The sequence below is a fragment of the Streptomyces sp. NPDC045287 genome, from assembly GCF_056432325.1.
Window position 1 is genome coordinate 320,456 of record NZ_JBWKJG010000003.1, and the last position, 17,960, is coordinate 338,415.

The window sequence follows — 17,960 nt, forward strand, 5'->3', positions numbered from 1 at the left end:
ACCCCACCCGGCCGCCCGCTCAACCGGTTTCGGCCCACAGGGCCCCGGCGATGCCGCGCAGGGCCGCCGCCGCGCGGTGCTGGAGGACCGGGCCGTACGTGATCCGGGCGGCGCCCAGCCGGCCCAGTTCGGCGGGCGACGGGCCGTCGGGCGCGGCGAACGCGTTGACCGGGACGTCCACCTCCGCGCGCAGCACCGGCAGCAGGTCCGGCGGCGCCAGCAGCGGGTACACGCCGTCCGCGCCCGCCTCCACGTACAGCCGCGCCCGCCGGACCGTCTCCTCCGGGTCCGGCACGCCCCGCACGTACGTGTCCACGCGGGCGTTGAGGAACACGGCGTCACCCACGGCCGCGCGGAACTCCGCCAGCCAGTCGGCGTGAGCGGCCGGGTCCTTCAGCCCGCCGTCCCCGCCGTCCTCCAGGTTCACGCCCACCGCGCCCGTGTCGAGGACCCGCGCCGCCAGCTCCTTCGCCGGCAGCCCGTACCCGCCCTCCAGGTCGGCCGAGACGGGGACGTCCACGGCGCGGACGATCCGGGCCACCGCCGCGAACATCTCGTCCGCGGGCGTGTGCCCGTCCTCGTACCCGAGCGACGCCGCCACCCCCGCGGACGGCGTCGCGAGCGCGGGGAACCCCGCCTCGGCGAAGACCCGCGCGCTCACCGCGTCCCACGGGCCCGGGAGGACCAGCGGGTCCTCCGGGGCCCGGCCGCGGTGCAGGGCCCGGAACGCCTGCGCGAGCCCCGCCCCGCGCGGTCGCGTCACGCGCTGTGGCCCTTGTGCTGGCCGGGCGTGTAGCGGCCCGGCACCGAGCGGCACGTCACGGCGATCCGGTTCCACGCGTTGATCACGATGATCGACGCGATCAGGTGGGACAGCTCCACCTCGTCGAAGTGCTCGGCCGCCCGCTCGTACACCTCGTCCGGGACGAAACCCTCCGTCAGGAGGGTGATCGCCTCGGTCAGTTCGAGCGCGGCCAGCTCCTTCTCCGTGTAGAAGTGCCGCGACTCCCGCCAGGCGCTGAGCTGCACGATCCGCCCGACGCTCTCACCGGCCGCCAGCGCGTCCTTGTGGTGCATGTCCAGGCAGAACGCGCAGTGGTTGAGCTGCGAGGCGCGGATCTTGACCAGCTCGACCAGCACCGGGTCGAGCCCCTTGTGGGCGGCGGCGTCCAGCCGGACCATCGCCTTGTACACCTCCGGGGCGTGCTCCGGGAGGACCAGGCGGGCCGGGTGCTCGGCGGCGTACCCGCCGCCGGCCGGGAGGGCGTCGGCGTGGCTGTCGGCCGGGGTGCCGGCGGGGGCGTCGTTCTGCTGCGTGTTCGTCGTCATGCCTCGACCGTACGTCCCCGTTGGCGTCCCGGTATGGTCCATTTCCATGACGGAATCACGGGCCATTTCCGCGGCCTTCGGAGCCGACCTCCACCTGGAGATCCAGGGCCCCGGCCTGCGCGCCGGACTCATGGAGGCCCTCCGCGACGCCGTCAGGAGCGGTCGCCTCGCCCCGGGCACCCGGCTGCCGTCGTCCCGCTCCCTCGCCGCCGACCTCGGCATCGCCCGCAACACCGTCGCCGACGCCTACGCCGAACTGGTCGCCGAGGGCTGGCTCACCGCCCGCCAGGGCTCCGGCACCCGCGTCGCCCGCCGCGCCGCCGCCGCCCCGCCCTCCCGGCGGGCACCGGCCGCCGCGCCGCTGCCGTGGCAGCGCGGCGGCCCCCGCTCCGGCCGTCCCCTCCACACGCTCCACCCCGGCACGCCCGACCTCGCCTCCTTCCCCCGCGCCGAGTGGCTCAAGGCCGCCCGCCGCGCCCTGACGAACGCCCCGCACGAGGCGTTCGGCTACGCCGACCCGCGTGGCCGCCCCGAACTGCGCGCCGCCCTCGCCGAGTACCTGGCCCGCTCGCGCGGCGTGCGCGCCACCCCCGACCGGATCGTCGTCTGCTCCGGCTTCGCCCAGGGGCTGATGCTGCTCGCCGCCGTCCTGCGGCGCCGCCGCGTCCGGGACGTGGCCGTCGAGTCGTACGGCCTCGACGTGCACTGGGGCGCCCTCGCCGACGCCGGGCTGCGCACCCCGGCGCTGCCGCTCGACGGGCTCGGCACCCGCACCGAGGCCCTGACCGAGGACGGCGGGCTCCGACCCGGCGCCGTCCTGATCACGCCCGCCCACCAGTTCCCGCTCGGCGGCGCCCTCGCGCCGGACCGGCGGGCCGCGCTCGTCGACTGGGCACGGGCCTTTGGCGGGCTGGTGCTGGAGGACGACTACGACGGCGAGTTCCGGTACGACAGGCAGCCCGTCGGCGCCCTCCAGGGCCTCGACCCGGAGCGGGTCGTCTACCTGGGCACCGCCAGCAAGTCCCTGGCGCCCGGGCTGCGCCTCGGCTGGATGGCGCTGCCCCGGCAGCTCGTTGACGAGGTGCTGGAGGCGAAGGGCTCCATCGAGTGGGCGTCGAGCACGCTCGACCAGCTCACCCTGGCCGAGTTCCTCTCCTCCGGCGCGTACGACCGGCACGTGCGCGGCATGCGGCTGCGGTACCGGCGCCGCCGCGACCAGCTCGTGGCGGCGCTCGCCGAGCGGGCGCCCGGCATCCGCGTCACCGGCATCGCCGCCGGGCTGCACGCCGTCCTGGAACTGCCGCCGGGCAGCGAGCGGGCCGTGCTGCACGCCGCCGCCCACCAGGGCCTCGCCCTCCAGGGCCTGGACGCCTTCCGCCACCCGGACGCGGCCCCCGGCCGCGACGCGCTCGTCGTCGGCTACGCCACCCCCACCGACAGCGCCTGGCCCGGCGCCCTCGACGCCCTGTGCAGGGTCCTGCCGTAGCACGCGTGAACGACGCCCTCTAGTCTGTGCGGCGTTCCACGCGACAACGGGGGAGAACCACACCACATGCGCAGACTGCGATCGAGTCACGTCGTGCTCGGGGGGATGGGCGCCCTCGCGCTGACCCTCACGTCCTGCGGGAGCTCCGAGCCCGACAAGCGGTGCGTCGACCCGCTCACCCGCGAGGTCCTGCCCGACTACAAGTGCCGCGACGGCAGCGGCAGCAGTGGCAGCGGTGGCGGCAGCGGCTCGTACTACTACGGCGGGTCCGCCAAGAACGGCAGGGTCGACGGCGGCAGCTTCGACAAGTCCGCCGTCCAGCGCGGCGGCTTCGGCTGCTCGGGCAGCGGCGGCGGCTGACCCCGGAGCCGTACGGACCATGGAACGCCACACGATCGAGCCCCGCCCCGACTGGCAGCGCATCGTCGAGGAGCAGGGCTGCGTCTACCCGCTCACCCGCCACCCCGACGGCTCGCTGCGCCCCTACTGGGACGAGAGCGCCTACTACTCCTTCACCCTCCCCGAGGTGGAGGCACTGGAGGAGGTCGTCGAGGAGCTGCACGGCATGTGCCTGGCCGCCGCCGCGCACATCGTCGAGCAGGACCGCTTCGCCGATCTCGGCATCACCGACGGGCGGCTCGCCGCGCTGGTCGCCGAGTCCTGGCGGCGCCGCGCCGAGCTGCCCTCCGTGTACGGCCGGTTCGACCTGCGCTACGACGGCCGGGGCCCGGCCAAGCTGCTGGAGTACAACGCGGACACGCCCACCTCGCTCGTCGAGGCGGCCAGCCCGCAGTGGTTCTGGATGGAGGACCGCTTCCCCGGCGCCGACCAGTGGAACTCGCTCCACGAGCGGCTCGTCGACGCGTGGCGGCGCCAGGCCCGCCTCCTGCCGCCCGGCCCGCTGCACTTCGTCCACTCCGAGGGCGACGAGATCGGCGAGGACCTGATGACGGTCGCGTACCTGCGCGAGACCGCCGAACAGGCCGGGATCGCCACCGAGGCCCTGTCCGTGGAGCAGATCGGCTGGGACCGGCTGTCGGGCCGCTTCGTCGACGACCGGCTGCGCTTCATCCGCAGCTGCTTCAAGCTCTACCCCTGGGAGTGGCTGGTCACCGACGAGTTCGGCCCGTACGTCCTCGACACCCTCGACAACGGCGGCGGCACCGGCAGCACCTGCTGGATCGAACCGGCGTGGAAGATGCTCCTCTCCAACAAGGCGCTCCTCGCCGTCCTGTGGGAGCTGTACCCGGGCCACCCCCACCTGCTGCCCGCCTACCTGGACGGCCCGCGCGAGCTGGCCGCCGAGGGCGGGTACGTCGCCAAGCCGCTGCTGGGCCGCGAGGGCGCCGGGGTCACCGTCCACGAGCCGGGCGCCCCGCCCGCCGTGCGCCCCGAACCGTGCTGCTACCAGGCCCTCGCCCCGCTGCCCGACTTCGACGGCAACCGGGTCGTGCTCGGCGCGTGGGTCGTCGAGGACGAGGCGGCCGGGCTCGGCATCCGCGAGTCGTCGGGCCTGGTCACCGACGGGTACGCGCGCTTCCTGCCGCACGTCATCCGGTGACGCCGCCCCCGTGCCGCCGGGACACCCCGGCGGCACGGGGGCGGCCCGCGCTGCCCCGGGCTCAGCCCGTGCTCTCCCGGCGCTCCCCCGGGCTCACCCCGCTCACCCCGCGAGGACCTCCCGCAGCCGCTCCAGGCCCCAGTCCAGGTCCTCCTTGGAGATCGTCAGCGGCGGGGCGAGCCGGATCGTCGACCCGTGGGTCTCCTTCACCAGCACGCCCCGCTCCAGCAGCCGCTCCGACACCTGCCGGCCCGTGCCCCTCGACGGGTCGACGTCCACCCCGGCCCACAGACCGCGCCCGCGCACCTCGCGCACCGCCCCGCCGTCGACCAGCAGCCCCAGCTCCCGGTGGAGGTGGTCGCCCAGCTCCGCGGCCCGCTGCTGGTACTCGCCGGTCCGCAGCATCGCCAGCACTTCCAGCGCCACCGCGCACGCCAGCGGGTTCCCGCCGAACGTCGACCCGTGCTCGCCCGGCCGGTGCACGCCCAGCACCGCCGCGCTCGACACGACCGCCGACACCGGCACGATCCCGCCGCCGAGCGCCTTGCCCAGCACGTACACGTCGGGGACGACGCCCTCGTGCTCGCACGCGAACGTCCTCCCCGTCCGCCCCAGGCCCGACTGGATCTCGTCCGCGACGAACAGCACGTCCCGCTCGCGGGTCAGCCGCCGCACGCCCGCCAGGTAGCCCGGCGGCGGCACCAGCACGCCCGCCTCGCCCTGGATGGGCTCCAGCAGCACGGCCACCGCGTTGTCGGACAGCGCCGCGCCGAGTGCCGTCAGGTCCCCGTACGGGACGATCTCGAAGCCCGGCGTGTAGGGGCCGTGGTCGGCGCGGGCCTCCGGGTCGGTCGAGAAGCTGACGATCGTCGTCGTCCGGCCGTGGAAGTTGCCCGCCGCCACGACGATCTTCGCGGTGCCCTCCGGGACGCCCTTGACCCGGTAGCCCCACTTCCGGACGGTCTTCACGGCGGTCTCCACCGCCTCCGCCCCGGTGTTCATCGGCAGCACCGACTCCATGCCGCAGAACTCCGCGAGCCGCGCGCAGAACTCCGCGAACCGGTCGTGGTGGAAGGCGCGCGACGTCAGCGTCACCCGCTCCAGCTGCGCCTTGGCGGCGTCGATCAGACGGCGGTTGCCGTGCCCGAAGTTCAGCGCCGAGTAGCCGGCGAGCATGTCGAGGTAGCGGCGCCCCTCGACGTCGGTCATCCACGCGCCCTCCGCCGTCGCGACGACGACGGGCAGCGGGTGGTAGTTGTGCGCGCTGTGCGCCTCGGCGGCGGCGATCGCGTCCTGCGTTGTCGACACGGGGTCTCCGTTCGTCGTCGTACGGCCGGTCGTCCCCATCGTCACTCGCGACGGCCGCGCGCGACGCGGACCGGGAGGCCCGGCGCGGCGCGGCGACCGGGTGATCCGTACGCGCGGTGGCCGGCGCACGGGGGACCGGCCCCGGGGAAACCGCGCACCACGGACCGCACGGCTCGCACGGGCCACACGGATCGCTGTCCGCCCGGGTCCCGTCCGCCGTGCGTCCGGCCCCGGGGCGACTCTGGCGCCGCCCGCCCCGGAGGCCGCGGTGACCGGCCCCCGCCACCCGCCCCGCCGCCGCGGCCCCGGTACGGAGCACACGGCCGCCGTCGCGGAGCGGACCGGCCGGGGCGCCGCCGCCGCGCGCCGGGACGGCGACGCCCCGGCCGGTCCGCGCGGAGGCCGTGGACCCCGCGGTACGGCATCCGGCCGCCCGGCGTTCCGGCCCGGCGCGAAGACCCGCCTGCGGTCGGCCGGTTGTCCACAGGCAGTCCCGAGCTGCCCGCCGGACCTGAGAGAATGAGGGACATGGCCTCTGCTGACCCTCGTGTGCTTTCCGGAATCCAGCCCACCGCAGGCTCTTTCCACCTCGGCAACTACCTCGGCGCGGTCCGTCAGTGGGTCGCGCTGCAGGAGTCCCACGACGCCTTCTACATGGTCGTCGACCTGCACGCGATCACCGTGCCGCAGGACCCGGCCGAGCTCCGCGCCAACACCCGCCTGGCCGCCGCCCAGCTTCTCGCCGCCGGTCTCGACCCGGAGCGGTGCACCCTCTTTGTCCAGAGCCACGTCCCGGAGCACGCGCAGCTCGCGTGGGTCATGAACTGCCTCACCGGCTTCGGCGAGGCGTCCCGCATGACGCAGTTCAAGGACAAGTCCGCCAAGCAGGGCGCCGACCGCGCCACGGTCGGCCTGTTCACGTACCCGGTCCTCCAGGTCGCGGACATCCTGCTCTACCAGGCCAACGAGGTCCCGGTCGGCGAGGACCAGCGGCAGCACATCGAGCTGACCCGCGACCTCGCGGAGCGGTTCAACACGCGCTTCGGCGACACGTTCACCGTCCCCGCGCCGTACATCCTCAAGGAGACGGCGAAGATCTACGACCTCCAGGACCCGACGGCGAAGATGTCGAAGTCGGCGGCGAACCCCAAGGGCCTGATCAACCTCCTGGACGACCCGAAGACGACCGCGAAGAAGGTCAAGAGCGCCGTCACGGACACGGACACGGTGATCCGCTTCGACCCGGAGGGCAAGCCCGGCGTCAGCAACCTCCTCACGATCATGTCGACGCTCACCGGCACCCCGGTCGACGACCTGGTCGAGGGGTACGAGGGCAAGATGTACGGCGCCCTGAAGACGGACCTCGCGGAGATCGTCGTGGACTTCGTCACGCCGTTCCGGACGCGCACGCAGGAATATCTGGACGACCCGGAGACGCTGGACTCGATCCTGGCCAAGGGCGCCGAGAAGGCCCGGGCCGTCGCGGCGGAGACCCTCGCCCAGACCTACGAGAAGGTGGGCTTCCTGCCCGCCAAGCACTGAGCCGGACGGATCTGGCCACGGGACCGGCCGAAGGGCCACACTGGCGAGCGACTCGCGGGCGCGCCCCGGCGCGCCCGCACGGACACGACCGAAGGATGAGGAGAACGACGTGGGGACCGTAACGCTCGGCGTTTCGATCGCGGTCCCGGAGCCCTACGGCAGCCTGCTCCAGGAGCGGCGCGCGGGCTTCGGCGACGCCGCGGCCCACGGCATCCCCACGCACGTCACGCTCCTCCCGCCGACGGAGGTGGACGCCGGGCGGCTGCCGGAGATCCGGGCCCACCTGGCCTCGGTCGCCGCGGCCGGGCGCCCCTTCCCGATGCGGCTGAGCGGCACGGGCACGTTCCGGCCGCTCTCCCCGGTCGTCTACGTGCGGGTCGTCGAGGGCGGCGAGGCGTGCGCCCGGCTCCAGCAGCACATCCGCGACGCGTCGGGGCCGCTGGCCCGGGAGCTCCAGTTCCCGTACCACCCGCACGTCACGGTCGCGCACGGCATCCCCGACGAGGCGATGGACCGCGCCTTCTCGGAGCTCGCCGGTTTCGAGGCGGCGTGGACGGTGTGCTCCTTCGCCCTGTACGAGCAGGGCGCCGACGCGGTGTGGCGCAAGCTGCGCACGTACGACTTCGGCGGCTGCGGCCCCGCCAGGACGGTCCCCGCCCAGGGCTCACCGGTCGACGAGCCGGCCACCGCCCCGCAGGGCGGCTGACCCCCGCCCGTCCTCCGCCCGGCGCGCCCGGCCGCCGCTTCCCGCCCGGCGCGTCCGGTCGGCGCCCTCCGCCCGGCGCGTCGGGCTGCTGTTCCCTGTCCGGCGCGTTCAGCCGCCGCCTTCCGTCCGGTGCGCCCGGTTGCCGTTGTGCGTCCGGCCGTCGCTTCCCGACCGGTGCGTCGGGCTGCTGCCCCCTGCCCGGTGCGACTGGCCGCCGTTCCGTGCCCGGCGCGTCCGGCCGTCGCCTCCCTCCCGGGGCGTTCGGCCGCCGTCCTCCGCCCGGCGCGGCCGGCCGGTCGCCGCGTCGCGTGGCGGCCGGTGGGCGAGCCGGGGCGGTGCGCGGGCCGTCCGGTGGTAGGCGTACCGCCATGGACTGGCTGACCAAGCTCCCCGTCATCGGCCCCTGGGCCGCCCGGCTCATGCGCACCCACGCCTGGTACGCCTACGAGACACTGGACCGGGCCCACTGGACGCGGCTCGCCGCCGCGATCACGTTCATCAGCTTCCTGTCCCTCTTCCCGCTGATCACCCTGGGTGCCGTCGTCGGCGCCGCCCTCCTCGGCGACGAGCGGCTGCGCACCGCCCAGGACACGCTCAGCGAGCAGGTGCCGGGCATCTCCGACCAGCTCGACCTGGGCGCCTTCGTCGACAACGCCGGCACGGTCGGCCTCGTCGCCGGCGGTGTGCTGCTGTTCACGGGCATCGGCTGGGTCGGCTCCCTGCGCGACTGCCTGCGCGCCGTGTGGGCCCTGGACGACACCGACGAGGGCAATCCGATCGTCCGCAAGGGCAAGGACGCCCTGCTCCTGCTGGGACTCGGCGGCACGGCGCTCGTCTCGCTCGCCGCGTCCACCCTGGGTGCCACCGCCGTCGGCTGGGCCGCCGACCGGCTGGGCATCCCCGAAGGCGGCGCCGGCGGCGTCCTGCTCCACACGGCCGCGCTCGCCATCGCCGTCCTCGCGGACTTCCTGCTCCTGCTGTACCTGCTGACGCTGCTGCCCGGGGTGGAGCCGCCGCGCCGCGACCTGGTCACCGCCGCCCTGATCGGCGCGGTCGGCTTCGAACTGCTGAAGCTGCTCCTCGGCGGCTACATCCGGGGGGTGGCGGCGAAGTCGATGTACGGGGCGTTCGGCGTGCCCGTCGCCCTGCTGCTGTGGATCAGCTTCACCGCCCGGCTGCTGCTGTTCTGCGCCGCCTGGTCCGCCACGGGAGGCCGCCGGAAGGACGCTACCGGCCCTTCTGCGCCGGCCACCGCCGGTTGATCACGAATGCCGCGCCCGCCAGCGTCGCCAGCACCCCGCCGGCGACGGCGAGGGCGACCCCGGCCCCGTCCGACCCGGCCTTCCCCGGCCCGGCCACGGCGGCCTCGGCCGCGTCCCCGACGACCTCGGTCCGGACGTCGTCCGGCCCGTCGGGGGAGGCGCTGGGGGCCGCGGTCCCGGTCTTCGCGGACCTCGGCGGCACCAGCTCGCCGACCGGCCGCGCCTTCCCCGCCGCCGCGAAGCCCCAGTCGAGGAGGCGCGCGGCCTCCTTGTAGACGGCGTGGGGCTCCTTCGACGACGGGTTCATCACGGTCACCAGCAGCACCCGGCCGTTGCGCTCGGCGACCCCGGTGAAGGTCGACCCTGCGTGCGTCGTCGTCCCGTTCTTCACACCGGCGATGCCCTTGTACGGCATGACCCCGTCGGCGCCGGTCAGCAGCCGGTTGGTGTTCTGGATCTCGAACGTCGTGCGCTTCCCGCCGGGCTCCTGCTCGCCGGGGAACTGCGTCCGCACGGTCGAGCAGTACTCGCGGAAGTCCTTGTTCTGCATGCCGCTGCGGGCGATCAGCGTCAGGTCGTACGCCGACGACACCTGGCCCTCGGCGTCGTAGCCGTCCGGGGAGACCACCTCGGTGTCGAGCGCCTGGAGCTCGTCGGCGCGCGCGTTCATCTCCCGCACCGTCTTCGCTATGCCGCCGTTCATCTCCGCCAGCGCGTGGACGGCGTCGTTGCCGGAGCGGAGGAACACCCCGAGCCACAGGTCGTGGACGGTGTAGGTGTGCTTCTCCTTTATCCCCACGAGGCTGGACCCGTCGCCCAGCCGCGACAGCTCACCGGCCCCGACGAGGTGCTTCTGCGTCTTCGGGAACTTCGGCAGCAGCGTGTCGGCGAACAGCATCTTCATCGTGGACGCGGGGGCGAGCCGCCAGTGGGCGTTGTGCGCGGCGAGCACGGCGCCGCTCTCCGCGTCCGCCACGATCCAGGACCGGCCGCTCAGCTCCTTCGGCAGGACCGGCGCCCCGTTCGCGAGGTCCACCTGCGTGCCCGGCTTGCCGAGCCGCGCGCCGCCGACCGTCGACATGACGGCGGGGGGCTTGGGCTGCGGGGACGGCGCGGCGAGCGCGGGACCGGCGGCGGCGAGGGGGAGCAGCGCGGCGGCGGCCACGACGGAGGCGGCCTTCGTGAGAGGAAGCACGTTCGAGAACGTACAGCCACCCGGCGCGCCTGCCGACACCGGTGCACCGGATACTGGACCCATGAGACTCAGCCGCTCCGCTTCCTGGTTCCTGCTCGCGTTCGGGGTCTGGAGCTGGTTCATCTGGATCACCTTCGTCAAGAACCTCTGGAACGACGCGAGCGGCCTCGCCTTCGACGACGCGGGTGACCCCACCGGATACTTCTGGGTTCATCTTCTGCTGGCCGTCACGTCCTTTCTCCTGGGGACGGCCATTGGCGTGATCGGGTTGCGCGGAGTGCGGGCCCTGAAGCGCGAACGCGACGAGAAGTAGGAGGGGCCCGTGCTGGTCCTGCTGGTCATCCCGCTGGTACTGGCCCTGCTGGGCCTCGCGCACTGGTACGTGTGGCGCCGCCTGGTGCGCGACGTCACCCGCCCCGGCAGCGGGCCGCGCCGCGCGGGGACGGCGGCGGCGTTCGTCCTGCCGCTGCTGGCGCTCGGCGCGCTGACGGCGGGACGCGCGGGGTTCCCGTTCCGGTTGCAGCAGGTCGTGTCGTGGCCGGGCTTCCTGTGGCTGGCGACGTTGCTGTACCTGGTGCTGGCGCTGCTGGTGACCGAGGCCCTGCGCCCGGTCCTCCTCCGCCTGCCCGCGAGGGCCGGACGCCGCCCCGCCCCGGCCGGGCCCGCCGCCCCGGCCGGGCCCGCCGCCCCGGCCGAGTTCTCCGCCCCGGCCGAGCCGGTCGCCGCCGGTGCGCGTCCCGCCGGGGCCCACGGGGGCTCCCTCCGGCCGCGCGGGGCCGAGGCCCCGGGGGAGCCCGCCCCCGGCGGACCTGCCGGGAGCCCGGCGGCGGACGCCGCGCCCCGGGGCGGTGCGGCCCCGAGCAGTGCGCCCCAGGGCGGTACGGCCCTCGCGACGGCTCCCGCCGAGGACCCCCCGGCGGTGGTGCGGGAGGAGGAGCCGCGGGCCGGGGAGGACGCCGGTCCGGGCATGCCCCGGCGCCTGTTCGTGTCGAGGGTCCTCGCGGTGACCGCCACGGCCGCCGCCGTGGGCACCGTCGCCCACGGCGCCCACACGGTCCTGCGCGGCCCCGCCGTCAAGCGGGTGACCGTCCCCCTCGCCAAGCTGCCGCGCTCCGCCCACGGCTACCGCATAGCCGTCGTCAGCGACATCCACCTCGGTCCCACCCTCGGCCGCGCCCACGCCCAGCGCATCGTCGACGCGGTCAACTCCACGCAGCCGGACCTGATCGCCGTCGTGGGCGACCTCGTCGACGGCTCCGTCGAGAACCTGGGCCCGGCAGCCGAGCCGCTGGCGCGGCTGCGCGCCCGCCACGGCAGCTTCTTCGTCACCGGCAACCACGAGTACTTCTCCGGCGCCGAGGAGTGGGTGGAGGAGGTCCGCGACCTCGGTCTGCGCCCGCTGCGCAACGAGCGCGTCGAGATCGCCGCCGGCTTCGACCTGGCCGGCGTCAACGACGTGGCCGGCGAGAACTACGGCGACGGCCCCGACTTCGTCCGCGCCCTCGGCGACCGCGACCGGGCCCGTACCGCCGTGCTCCTCGCGCACCAGCCGGTGATGATCCACGACGCGGTGCGGCACGGGGTGGACCTCCAACTGTCCGGCCACACCCACGGCGGCCAGCTGTGGCCCGGCAACCTCCTCGCGGAGCTGGCCAACCCGACCGTCGCGGGCCTGGAGCAGTACGGGGACACGCAGCTGTACGTGTCGCGCGGCGCGGGCGCCTGGGGCCCGCCGGTCCGCGTCGGCGCCCCCTCCGACATCACGGTCGTGGAACTGGCCTCCCGCCACGCCTGACCGCCCGCCGGCCCCCGCGGCTTCACCCCTCGACTCTCGCCCCCGCCCCTGTTCCGCAGGTCGCGGGGGCGATGTGATGAGGAAGTGAAGGTTCACCCTTCCCTAAGTGAACGGTGCGTGGTTGAGTTTGCGCCATCGCTCAGGGGAGGGCGTGAAAGGAATCGCGGCTATGCGATCGATCCATGTCCGGATCATCACGATATGTGTTCTTCTGGTGGCGGCCGGGGTGGGGGCCTGGCAGCTACTGCCGACGGACGAGGGGAAGAACCGGCCAATCTCCGTCGGCACGACCGACGACGTCTCGTCACTGGACCCGGCCGGCGCGTACGACGCCGGTTCCTGGGCCGTCTACAGCAACGTCTACCAGTCGCTGCTGACCTTCGAGCCGGGTTCCACGAACCCGGTGCCCGACGCGGCCGACACCTGCGGCTTCACCGGTACCTCGCTCACGACGTACACGTGCACGCTGCGGGAGGGGCTGGTCTTCTCCAACGGCCGCGAGGTGACCGCGCGGGACGTGGAGTACTCGTTCGACCGGATGCTCGGCATCGCCGCCGACGTCGGCCCGGCGGCGCTGTTCCCGACGCTGGAGAGCGTCACCGCCCGGGGCCGCGAGGTCGTCTTCGAGCTGAGCGCGCGGGACGCGACGTTCCCGCTGAAGCTCGCCACGGGCGCGGGCGCGATCGTCGACAGCACCCGCTACCCCGAGGACAGGCTGCGCGAGGGCACCGCCGTCGACGGCTCCGGCCCGTACGTGCTCGCCGAGTACCAGCCCGGCGTCCGCGCCCTGCTGGAGCCCAACCCGCACTACCGGGGCGCCATGGCGCGGCCCGGCACGCCGGTCGAGGTGCGGTACTTCGCCGAGGGCGAGCAGCTCGCCGCCGCCTGGCGCAGCGGCGACATCGACGTGACCCACCGCCAGCTCCCGCCGCAGATGATCTCCACGTTCGACCCGAGCGAGGAGGGCGTCCAGATGACGGAGGCCACCACGGCGGAGATCCGCAGCGTCGTCTTCGACGTCCGCGAGGACTCCCCGATGGCGGAGAAGGCGGTACGGCGGGCCGTGGCCACGCTGATCGACCGCCACAGGATCGCCGACGGTCCGCACCACTCGACGGTGGAGCCGCTGTACTCGCTGATCCCGCGCGGCTTCGTCGGCCACAGCACGCCCTTCTTCGACCTCTACCCCGACGGCGACCGGGCCGTGGAGCAGGCGCGGAAGCTGCTGCGTGACGCGGGCGTCGACACGCCCGTCAGCTTCACCTACGCCCACCGCGCGGGGGAGACGTGGGCGGCGGAGGCGGTCGAGCTGCGCCGCCAACTGGAGACGAGCGGACTGTTCCGGGTGAAGATCGTCTCCGCGGAGTGGAAGGAGTTCCAGAAGGGCTACGCCAACGGCGCGTACGACGCGTACGGGCTCGGCTGGCTCCCGGACTTCCCCGACTCGGACAGCTTCACGCAGCCCCTCGTCGGCCGGGACAACGCCCTGCAGAACGCCTACGCCGACAGCCGCGTCGACCGGCTCATCGCCGCCACCCAGCAGTACGGCGACCGGTCCAGGGCCGTGGACGACTTCAAGGAGATCCAGGCGCGGGTCGCCGAGGACGTGCCGCTCGTGCCGCTGTGGCAGAAGAAGGACTACGTGCTGAGCAGCCCGGACGTCACGGGCTCCCAGTACCTGTCCGACGGCACGGGCATCTGGCGCCTCTGGCGGCTCAGCTGGCTGTAGCCCGCCCCCGGGCGGCGCCTTGTGCCGGTCCGTTCCCGCCGGGCGCCCGGGACGCGCCGTCCGCGACCGCGTCCTTCTCCAGCGCCTCCCCGGCGCCCGGCATGAACTCCGCGATGACGTCGTGGGCCTGCCGCACCAGCGGCCGCAGCACCCGGAACCGGGAGAGCGCGATGGCCCGCGCGGCCAGCGGGGCCGTCCGCTCCACGAGCCGGCGGCTCCGCTCGGCGCCCTCGCTCCGGTCGTACACCCAGAACAGCACCAGCCCCATGTGCATCAGCCACAGCATCGGGGGGAGCAGACCGGCCAGTTCGGGCGCGGCCTTGGTGTCGGAGCCGTGCAGCACCCGCTCGTGGATGGAGATCACGGCCCGGCGCGCCTCGGCCGACTCGGGCGAGAACGGGCTGAGCGGGCTCTCCGGGTCGGCGGCGTTCTTGAAGAACTGCGCCGCGAACCGGTGGTACGGCTCCGCCACGTCCAGCCAGGTCAGCAGCGCCCCCCGGATGCGCGCCGCGAGGTCCGGGTCGCCGGCCAGCACCGGCTGGACCGCCGCCTCGTGCTCGGCGGCGATCCGGTCGTAGAAGCCCTGGACCAGGTGTTCCTTGGAGGCGTAGTAGTAGTAGGCGTTGCCCACGGACACGCCCGCCTCCTGGGCGATGGCCCGCATCGTCGTCCTGTCGTAGCCGCGCTCCTGGAACAGCCGGAGCGCGGTCTCCAGGATGAGGGCGCGCGTCTGCTCGCTTTTCGGCACCTTGGCGGGCGCCTTCCGGTCCTTCACAGCACCCGAGCCTAACGGGACGGGTCCGACCCCCCGCACCCGCCGCCGTGACGGCCCGGCTCCCGTACCAGCGGTCGTGGCAGACCGCTCCCGTACCGGCGGTCGTGGCGGCCCGCCCCCCCGCACCCGGCGTCGTGACGGCCCGGTCCGGTCGACGCCGCCCGCCACCGGGGGGCGGCGGGAGCCGCGCCCGCGGCGGGACGGGCGGTCGCCCGTGCTCCGGGGCGCGGCGGGGGTGGATCCGGTCGAGGGTGAAGACGCCGCCCGGGCACGCCGCGCCGGGTGCCCGGGTGGGGACCCCCGGCCGCCGCCGACGGCCCCTCGGCGGCTCCGGCCGGCTTCCCGGCCCCGTCAGGAGTCGGTGACCGCGATGGCGCGGACCGGGCAGGCGCGGGCCGCCTCCTTCACCATCGGGGCGTCCGGGTCGTGCCCGGGGAGCAGGGCGCCGTAGCCGTCGTCGTCCTGGACGAACACGTCGGGGGCCGTGAGGGCGCACTGGCCCGCCCCGATGCAGCGGTGGGGATCGATGGAGATACGCATGGACCCAGCCTTCTCACCCGACCGCCGGCAACTCCACCACCCCTGGAGCGTGTCGCCGGATTCGACGGGAATCTCCCCCGCCGGGACCGCCGGGACCGCCGTCCGCCGCACCTGGTCGGCCCGCGCGGACCGGCCGGAAACCGCGAACGGCCCGCATCCGTACACCAGTACGGATGCGGGCCGTTCGCCGGAACGTCAGTAGCGGCGCGTGATCAGCGCGCGCTTGACCTCGGCGATCGCCTTGGTGACCTCGATGCCGCGCGGGCAGGCGTCCGTGCAGTTGAACGTGGTGCGGCAGCGCCACACGCCGTCCTTGTCGTTGAGGATCTCCAGCCGCTGCTCCGCCGCCTCGTCACGCGAGTCGAAGATGAAGCGGTGGGCGTTGACGATCGCGGCCGGGCCGAAGTACTGGCCGTCGTTCCAGAACACCGGGCAGGACGAGGTGCAGGCGGCGCACAGGATGCACTTCGTCGTGTCGTCGAAGCGCTCCCGGTCCTCCGCGGACTGCAGGCGCTCCCGCGTCGGCTCGTTCCCGGACGTGATCAGGAACGGCATCACGTCCCGGTACGCCTGGAAGAACGGCTCCATGTCGACCACGAGGTCCTTGAGGACCGTCAGGCCCTTTATGGGCTCGACCGTGATCGGCTTCTCCGGGTTGATGTCCTTGATCAGCGTCTTGCAGGCCAGCCGGTTCTTGCCGTTGATCCGCATCGCGTCGGAGCCGCAGATGCCGTGCGCGCAGGAGCGGCGGAAGGTCAGCGAGCCGTCCATGTCCCACTTGATCTTGTGGAGACCGTCGAGCACGCGCTCCTTCGGGTCGATCTCGACCTGGAAGTCCTGCCACTGCGCCTCGTCCGACACCTCGGGGTTGAAGCGGCGGACCCGGAACGTGACCGTGATGTAGGGGGAGACGTCGGACTTGGCGGCCGTCTTCTCCAGGGTCGGGGTAGCCATCAGTACTTACGCTCCATCGGCTGGTAGCGGGTCTGGACGACCGGCTTGTAGTCGAGGCGGACGGTCTCGGTGCCGTCGTCGCCGACCTCGCGGTACGCCATGGTGTGACGCATGAAGTTGACGTCGTCGCGGTTGGGGTAGTCCTCGCGGTAGTGACCGCCGCGGGACTCCTTGCGGGCCAGCGCCGAGACGGCCATGACCTCGGCCAGGTCGAGCAGGTTGCCCAGCTCGATGGCCTCCAGCAGGTCGGTGTTGAACCGCTTGCCCTTGTCCTGGATGGCGACGTTCCGGTAGCGCTCGCGCAGCTCGCCGATCTTCTCGACCGCGGTCTTGATCGTCTGCTCGGTGCGGAACACCATGACGTTGGCGTCCATGGTCTCCTGAAGCTCGCGGCGGAGCTCGGCGACCCGCTCGGTGCCCGTGGAGTTGCGCAGGCGCTCGACCTGCTCCTCCACGAAGGACGCCGGGTTCTCCGGCAGCTCGACGTAGTCGGCCTTCGCGGCGTACGCGGCGGCGGCGATGCCGGCGCGGCGTCCGAAGACGTTGATGTCGAGCAGCGAGTTCGTGCCCAGGCGGTTGGCGCCGTGCACGGACACGCAGGCGACCTCGCCGGCCGCGTACAGGCCCGGGACGACGGTGGTGTTGTCCGCCAGGACCTCGCCCTCGACGTTCGTCGGGATGCCGCCCATCGCGTAGTGCGCGGTCGGCTGGATCGGGATCGGGTCCGTGTACGGCTCGATGCCCAGGTACGTACGGGCGAACTCGGTGATGTCCGGGAGCTTGGCGTCCAGCTGCTCCGGCGGCAGGTGCGTCAGGTCCAGGAAGACGTGGTCGCCCTCGGGGCCGCAGCCGCGGCCCTCGCGGATCTCCGTGTAGATGGAGCGGGAGACGACGTCGCGGGAGGCGAGGTCCTTCATGACCGGCGCGTACTTCTCCATGAAGCGCTCGCCGTCCTTGTTGCGGAGGATGCCGCCCTCACCGCGGGCGCCCTCCGTCAGCAGGATGCCCATGCGCCAGATGCCCGTCGGGTGGAACTGGAAGAACTCCATGTCCTCCAGCGGCAGCCCGCGCCGGTACACGGCCGCCTGGCCGTCGCCGGTCAGGGTGTGCGCGTTCGACGTCACCTTGAAGAACTTGCCGCAGCCGCCGGAGGCGTAGATGACGGCCTTCGCCTGGAAGATGTGGATCTCGCCGGTGGCCAGCTCGTACGCGACCACGCCGGCCGACTTCTTGACGCCGTCGACCTCGGTGATGAGCTGGTCGAGGACGTAGAACTCGTTGAAGAACTCCACGCCCTCCTTGACGCAGTTCTGGTACAGCGTCTGGAGGATCATGTGACCGGTGCGGTCCGCGGCGTAGCAGGACCGGCGGACCGGGGCCTCGCCGTGGTTGCGGGAGTGGCCGCCGAAGCGGCGCTGGTCGATGGTGCCGTCCGGGGTCCGGTTGAACGGCAGGCCCATCTTCTCCAGGTCGAGGACGGCGTCGATGGCCTCCTTCGCCAGGATCTCGGCGGCGTCCTGGTCGACCAGGTAGTCACCGCCCTTGACCGTGTCGAAGGTGTGCCACTCCCAGTTGTCCTCCTCCACGTTCGCCAGCGCGGCGGCCATGCCGCCCTGCGCGGCGCCCGTGTGGGAGCGGGTGGGGTAGAGCTTCGTGAGCACGGCGGTGCGGCTGCGCTTCGTCGCCTCGATGGCGGCGCGCATGCCCGCGCCGCCGGCGCCGACGATGACGGTGTCGTACTTGTGGATCTTCATGGTGTGGATTACCTCAGCCCGTGC

General features: G+C 73.7%; 17 protein-coding genes. 9 read left to right on the forward strand and 8 right to left on the reverse strand.

Translation table 11 applies throughout. The features are described 5' to 3' along the window. Positions 1–19 precede the first annotated feature (19 nt). Both AC07D6_RS07315 and AC07D6_RS07320 read right to left on the reverse strand, forming a co-directional pair. Positions 20–763: an isocitrate lyase/PEP mutase family protein gene (locus tag AC07D6_RS07315; protein WP_479042742.1), complete on the reverse strand. Its 744-nt coding sequence runs from the start codon at positions 761–763 to the stop codon at positions 20–22. Further along, the gene (locus tag AC07D6_RS07320; RefSeq protein ID WP_315878317.1) at positions 760–1,329 is read right to left on the reverse strand and encodes a carboxymuconolactone decarboxylase family protein; all 570 of its coding nucleotides are present in this window, start codon (positions 1,327–1,329) and stop codon (positions 760–762) included. The genes AC07D6_RS07315 and AC07D6_RS07320 overlap by 4 nt, the downstream gene beginning before the upstream one ends. A 46-nt stretch (positions 1,330–1,375) precedes the next feature. On the opposite strand from AC07D6_RS07320, the gene pdxR reads away from it, so the two are divergent. The 3 genes from pdxR (at position 1,376) to AC07D6_RS07335 (ending at position 4,376) form a co-directional block, all read left to right on the forward strand. Then, positions 1,376–2,815: a MocR-like pyridoxine biosynthesis transcription factor PdxR gene (pdxR, locus tag AC07D6_RS07325; protein WP_315878316.1), complete on the forward strand. Its 1,440-nt coding sequence runs from the start codon at positions 1,376–1,378 to the stop codon at positions 2,813–2,815. Positions 2,816–2,881: 66 nt separating this feature from the next. Beyond that, complete coding sequence (locus AC07D6_RS07330) at positions 2,882–3,175, forward strand: hypothetical protein (RefSeq protein WP_479042746.1); 294 nt, start codon at positions 2,882–2,884, stop codon at positions 3,173–3,175. Positions 3,176–3,194: 19 nt separating this feature from the next. Further along, complete coding sequence (locus AC07D6_RS07335) at positions 3,195–4,376, forward strand: glutathionylspermidine synthase family protein (RefSeq protein WP_479042748.1); 1,182 nt, start codon at positions 3,195–3,197, stop codon at positions 4,374–4,376. A 102-nt stretch (positions 4,377–4,478) separates the two neighbouring features. On the opposite strand, the gene rocD is transcribed toward AC07D6_RS07335, so the two are convergent. Then, positions 4,479–5,684 (reverse strand): ornithine--oxo-acid transaminase, encoded by a 1,206-nt coding sequence (rocD, locus tag AC07D6_RS07340; RefSeq protein WP_315878313.1) that lies wholly within the window; start codon positions 5,682–5,684, stop codon positions 4,479–4,481. Between the two features lie 528 nt (positions 5,685–6,212). Here rocD and trpS point away from each other — a divergent pair. The 3 genes from trpS (at position 6,213) to AC07D6_RS07355 (ending at position 9,194) form a co-directional block, all read left to right on the forward strand. Continuing rightward, on the forward strand, positions 6,213–7,226 hold the full coding sequence (gene trpS, locus AC07D6_RS07345) for a tryptophan--tRNA ligase (RefSeq protein ID WP_315878312.1): 1,014 nt from the start codon (positions 6,213–6,215) through the stop codon (positions 7,224–7,226). 109 nt (positions 7,227–7,335) lie between these two features. Continuing rightward, positions 7,336–7,932 (forward strand): 2'-5' RNA ligase family protein, encoded by a 597-nt coding sequence (locus AC07D6_RS07350; protein WP_315878311.1) that lies wholly within the window; start codon positions 7,336–7,338, stop codon positions 7,930–7,932. Between the two features lie 368 nt (positions 7,933–8,300). After that, a complete protein-coding gene (locus AC07D6_RS07355) occupies positions 8,301–9,194 on the forward strand; it encodes a YihY/virulence factor BrkB family protein (RefSeq protein ID WP_315878310.1) in 894 nt (297 codons plus the stop codon). Here the strand turns inward: AC07D6_RS07355 and AC07D6_RS07360 are convergent. Continuing rightward, on the reverse strand, positions 9,160–10,512 hold the full coding sequence (locus AC07D6_RS07360; protein ID WP_479042754.1) for a D-alanyl-D-alanine carboxypeptidase family protein: 1,353 nt from the start codon (positions 10,510–10,512) through the stop codon (positions 9,160–9,162). The genes AC07D6_RS07355 and AC07D6_RS07360 overlap by 35 nt on opposite strands. Here AC07D6_RS07360 and AC07D6_RS07365 point away from each other — a divergent pair. From AC07D6_RS07365 to AC07D6_RS07375, 3 genes are all read left to right on the forward strand, one after another. Beyond that, positions 10,451–10,702, forward strand: coding sequence for an SCO4848 family membrane protein (locus AC07D6_RS07365; RefSeq protein WP_315878308.1), 252 nt, complete (start codon positions 10,451–10,453; stop codon positions 10,700–10,702). The genes AC07D6_RS07360 and AC07D6_RS07365 overlap by 62 nt on opposite strands. Positions 10,703–10,714: 12 nt before the next feature. Next, on the forward strand, positions 10,715–12,184 hold the full coding sequence (locus tag AC07D6_RS07370; RefSeq protein ID WP_479042968.1) for a metallophosphoesterase: 1,470 nt from the start codon (positions 10,715–10,717) through the stop codon (positions 12,182–12,184). A gap of 169 nt (positions 12,185–12,353) precedes the next feature. Next, positions 12,354–13,913, forward strand: a complete 1,560-nt coding sequence (locus AC07D6_RS07375) for an ABC transporter substrate-binding protein (protein WP_479042756.1) — start codon at positions 12,354–12,356, stop codon at positions 13,911–13,913. On the opposite strand, the gene AC07D6_RS07380 is transcribed toward AC07D6_RS07375, so the two are convergent. From AC07D6_RS07380 to sdhA, 4 genes are all read right to left on the reverse strand, one after another. Next, a complete protein-coding gene (locus tag AC07D6_RS07380) occupies positions 13,900–14,688 on the reverse strand; it encodes a TetR/AcrR family transcriptional regulator (RefSeq protein WP_315878305.1) in 789 nt (262 codons plus the stop codon). The two genes, AC07D6_RS07375 and AC07D6_RS07380, sit on opposite strands and share 14 nt — an antisense overlap. A gap of 351 nt (positions 14,689–15,039) precedes the next feature. Continuing rightward, a complete protein-coding gene (locus tag AC07D6_RS07385) occupies positions 15,040–15,228 on the reverse strand; it encodes a ferredoxin (protein ID WP_479042759.1) in 189 nt (62 codons plus the stop codon). Between the two features lie 195 nt (positions 15,229–15,423). Further along, positions 15,424–16,182: a succinate dehydrogenase iron-sulfur subunit gene (locus AC07D6_RS07390; protein WP_315878303.1), complete on the reverse strand. Its 759-nt coding sequence runs from the start codon at positions 16,180–16,182 to the stop codon at positions 15,424–15,426. Continuing rightward, entirely contained in the window at positions 16,182–17,936 is a 1,755-nt protein-coding gene (sdhA, locus tag AC07D6_RS07395) for a succinate dehydrogenase flavoprotein subunit (protein WP_315878302.1), read from the reverse strand. The genes AC07D6_RS07390 and sdhA overlap by 1 nt, the downstream gene beginning before the upstream one ends. Positions 17,937–17,960: the final 24 nt, after the last annotated feature.

Bases quoted from the DNA above. Each gene is read 5' to 3' on its own strand.
- AC07D6_RS07320 (WP_315878317.1), bottom strand. From the start codon at position 1,329: ATGACGACGAACACGCAGCAGAACGACGCCCCCGCCGGCACCCCGGCC.
- pdxR (WP_315878316.1), top strand. From the start codon at position 1,376: ATGACGGAATCACGGGCCATTTCCGCGGCCTTCGGAGCCGACCTCCAC.
- AC07D6_RS07330 (WP_479042746.1), top strand. From the start codon at position 2,882: ATGCGCAGACTGCGATCGAGTCACGTCGTGCTCGGGGGGATGGGCGCC.
- AC07D6_RS07335 (WP_479042748.1), top strand. From the start codon at position 3,195: ATGGAACGCCACACGATCGAGCCCCGCCCCGACTGGCAGCGCATCGTC.
- trpS (WP_315878312.1), top strand. From the start codon at position 6,213: ATGGCCTCTGCTGACCCTCGTGTGCTTTCCGGAATCCAGCCCACCGCA.
- AC07D6_RS07355 (WP_315878310.1), top strand. From the start codon at position 8,301: ATGGACTGGCTGACCAAGCTCCCCGTCATCGGCCCCTGGGCCGCCCGG.
- AC07D6_RS07365 (WP_315878308.1), top strand. From the start codon at position 10,451: ATGAGACTCAGCCGCTCCGCTTCCTGGTTCCTGCTCGCGTTCGGGGTC.
- AC07D6_RS07360 (WP_479042754.1), bottom strand. From the start codon at position 10,512: ATGAACCAGCTCCAGACCCCGAACGCGAGCAGGAACCAGGAAGCGGAG.
- AC07D6_RS07375 (WP_479042756.1), top strand. From the start codon at position 12,354: ATGCGATCGATCCATGTCCGGATCATCACGATATGTGTTCTTCTGGTG.
- AC07D6_RS07385 (WP_479042759.1), bottom strand. From the start codon at position 15,228: ATGCGTATCTCCATCGATCCCCACCGCTGCATCGGGGCGGGCCAGTGC.
- AC07D6_RS07390 (WP_315878303.1), bottom strand. From the start codon at position 16,182: ATGGCTACCCCGACCCTGGAGAAGACGGCCGCCAAGTCCGACGTCTCC.
- sdhA (WP_315878302.1), bottom strand. From the start codon at position 17,936: ATGAAGATCCACAAGTACGACACCGTCATCGTCGGCGCCGGCGGCGCG.